Origin of the sequence: uncultured Salinisphaera sp. (assembly GCF_964012375.1) — a bacterium.
Classification (GTDB): domain Bacteria; phylum Pseudomonadota; class Gammaproteobacteria; order Nevskiales; family Salinisphaeraceae; genus Salinisphaera.
Window position 1 is genome coordinate 1 of the sequence record NZ_CAXGSH010000171.1, and the last position, 3,270, is coordinate 3,270.

A 3,270-nucleotide genomic window follows, 5' to 3' on the forward strand; every position below is an offset into this window, starting at 1 on the left:
CGCCCGCGGCGTCTTGTCAGACGCGCGCAAAAGACACCGGCGCGACCGTAGATGAGTAGATCAGAGGTTCCGTAGAGCCGACGCGCCACGCGACACCCGGGCGCATGGCGCGCCGTTTCAGCCGCCAGGCGTGCGCGGCATGACCCAGCTCGGGGCTTCGAGCTCGCTCAGGCGCGCTGTGCCTGTGCCCCTTCGAGCGCGGCAATACGCTCTTCCAGCGGCGGATGGGTCATGAAATAGCGCTTGATGCCGAGCGCCTTCTTGCCCGATATACCCAGCGCCTGCATCTGATCGGGTAGCTCGGTAGCAATGCTGCCGGCCTGCAACCGGCGCAGCGCGCCGATCATCTTCGTGCGGCCGGCCAGATGGGCACCGCCGGCGTCGGCAGCGAATTCACGCCGACGCGAAAACCAGAACACGATCATGCTGGCGAGCACGCCCAGCACCATTTCCGCAAAGATCACGGTTACGAAATAACCAATTCCGTGGCCGCGTTCGTTGCGCAGCACCATACGATCGACGATATGTCCGATCACATGGGCGAAGAAGAACACGAACGTGTTGACCACGCCCTGGATCAGCGACAGCGTGACCATGTCGCCGTTGGCGATATGGCTGACCTCGTGGCCGATCACGGCCTCGGCCTCGTCCTGGCTCATCTGCCGCAGCAGGCCGGTCGAGACGGCCACCAGCGCGCTATTGCGACTCATGCCGGTTGCGAAGGCGTTCATGTCCGGCGAGTCGTAGATGGCAACTTCCGGCATGCCGATCCCTGCCTGGCGAGCCTGCCGGGTCACCGTGGCTACAAGCCAGCTTTCCATGGCGTTCGACGGTTGCTCGATCACCTGGGCGCCGGTCATGCGCTTGGCCATGAACTTGGACATGGCCAGCGAAATGAGGGAACCGCCCATGCCGAACACGGCAGCAAAGATCAGCAGCGACGGAATATCGAGGTCGACGCCGTTGGCAGCAAGCAGACTGGTAACGCCAAACAGCTGAAGAATGACCGTCAGCACCAGCATGATGGCGATGTTGGTCAGTAAAAACAGCGCGATACGTTTCATCGATCAATCTACGGTTGCGGGTATATCGGTTTAGATGGCGTAGTCGCGAATTGGTTTCAAGATAGGCGAGCGCGTTTATTTCTCATCGGTCGTGCGCATCCTGTGCGGTCTTCGAGGCCGGACTCGATGGTGTACGACACTCGGCTGGCTGCGCTCAAACAAGCAGCTTGTCGCCAATGAGCGCGAAGACACGCCCGTAAGGCAACTGTCCGCAGATCAAAACGGATCTGGATAAGGTATCGACCGGCGGCGGGTTTGGGCGGTGTCCGAGTTCTGCGCGAGCGCCGACTTCGCTTGCCGCTTTTAATCTGCGCGAATCCGCGTCGATCTGCGGACCCTTTTTGAAAGAACGCAGCCTGGCGAAAGTGCGTCGGGGCGGTGCGCCGTGGCGGAGTCGCCTATATCGCCCCGCGCTCCTTCATTCGCGTTTATTCGCGTTCATTTGCGGCCTGAATCGTCTCACCGATAGCCGACAACAGTCGGGCGCCGGCTCAGTCTTCCACCTTCACCGCCTGTACCTGGGTGAAGCCTCGCGGCAGGCGTTTGCCGCGCGAGGCCCGCGGACCGCGATAGGTATCCCGCTCGCCGCCCTTGAGCGTCATGTGCCGCTTGCCGCTGTAGATGGTGAGCGCGGCGCTGGCGGGCAATGCCGCGAGCGCTACCACCGTCTCATCCTTGTTGAGCGAAACCAGCTTGTTGCCCTTGCCCTTGGCCAGCGCCGGCAGTTCGCCGACCGGCAGGCACAACAGCTGCCCCGAACTGGTCACAACGCACACCTCGGGGTCGTCGCCCCAAACCGGCGCCGGGGCCAGCGCATCGGCGCTCTTGCCCACCGACAGCGCGGCCTTGCCGCTCTTGTTGCGGCTGCTGATCTCGCCGAGCGTGGTCGCGAAGGCATTGCCCGCGGAGCTGGCCAGCACACAGCGCGTGTCTTCGTCGCCCAGAATCACGCCGACAAAGCGCGCGCCGTCGGCCGGATTGAGACTGCCTGTCAGCGGTTCGCCCTGCCCGCGTGCCGAGGGCAAGCGGTGCGCGGCCAGCGTATAGCTGCGCCCGGTGGAATCGAGCACGATCAAGGTCTGATTACTGCGCCCGGGCGCATGGGTGAGGTAGTCGTCGCCGCTGCGAAAGCTCAGGCCCGTGGCATCCACATCGTGCCCCTTGGCGGCACGAATCCAGCCCTGACGCGACAGCACCACGGTGATCGGCTCGCTGGGCAGCAGGTCGGCTTCGGACAGGGCCTTGGCCTGGTCGCGTTCGACCAGGCGGCTGCGCCGGGCGTCGCCGTACTTCTCGGCGTCGGCCATGATCTCGTCGCCGATGAGCTTATCCAGCTTCTTGCGCGATCCCAGGATCGCTTCCAGGGACTGGCGCTCGGCTTCGAGTTCTTCCTGCTCGCCGCGGATCTTGAACTCTTCGAGCTTCATGAGATGACGCAGGCGCAGATCCAGAACCGCATCGGTCTGGGTGCCGGTGAGCCCGAAGCGTTCCATCATCACCGGCTTGGGCTCGTCCTCGGTGCGAATGATATGAATCACTTCGTCGATGTTCAGGTAGGCCGTGAGCAGGCCTTCCAGGATATGCAGCCGATCGAGCACCGCGTCGAGGCGATGTTCCAGCCGGCGCGTAACCGTCTGGCGCCGATAGGTCAGCCACTCGGTAAGAATTTCCTGCAGATTCTTGACCCGCGGCGCGCCATCCAGCCCGATGACGTTGAGATTGACGCGAATGCCCTTTTCCAGCCCGGTGGTGGCAAACAGATGCGCCATGAGCGCTTCGGTATCCACCCGGTTGCTGCGCGGCACGATGATCAGGCGGGTCGGGTTCTCGTGGTCGGACTCGTCGCGCAGATCCGACACCATCGGCAGCTTCTTGGCCGCCATCTGACCAGCGATCTGTTCGAGCACGCGCGCGCCGGAGGTCTGGTAGGGCAAGGCATCGATCACGATCTCGCCGTTTTCGAGGGTATAGGTCGCGCGCAGGCGCACGATGCCGTTGCCCTTCGCATAGAGCTCGCGAATTTCCTCGGCGGGGGTGATGATCTCGGCCCCGGTGGGGAAATCGGGCGCCGGCAGATATTCACATAGCGCGTCGAGATCGGCCTCGGGATTGTGCAGCAGATGAACCGTGGCCTCGGCCACCTCGCGCAGGTTGTGCGGCGGAATATCGGTGGCCATGCCCACGGCAATGCCGGTGCCGCCGTTCA

General features: G+C 63.5%; 2 protein-coding genes. Both read right to left on the reverse strand.

Translation table 11 applies throughout. From position 1 onward, the window contains the following. Positions 1-167: 167 nt before the first annotated feature. A complete protein-coding gene (htpX, locus tag ABNU97_RS17530; protein WP_348767953.1) occupies positions 168-1,064 on the reverse strand; it encodes a protease HtpX in 897 nt (298 codons plus the stop codon). A gap of 491 nt (positions 1,065-1,555) precedes the next feature. Continuing rightward, a partial coding sequence (gene parC / locus ABNU97_RS17535) for a DNA topoisomerase IV subunit A (RefSeq protein WP_348767954.1) occupies positions 1,556-3,270 on the reverse strand: 1,715 nt, incomplete at its 5' end.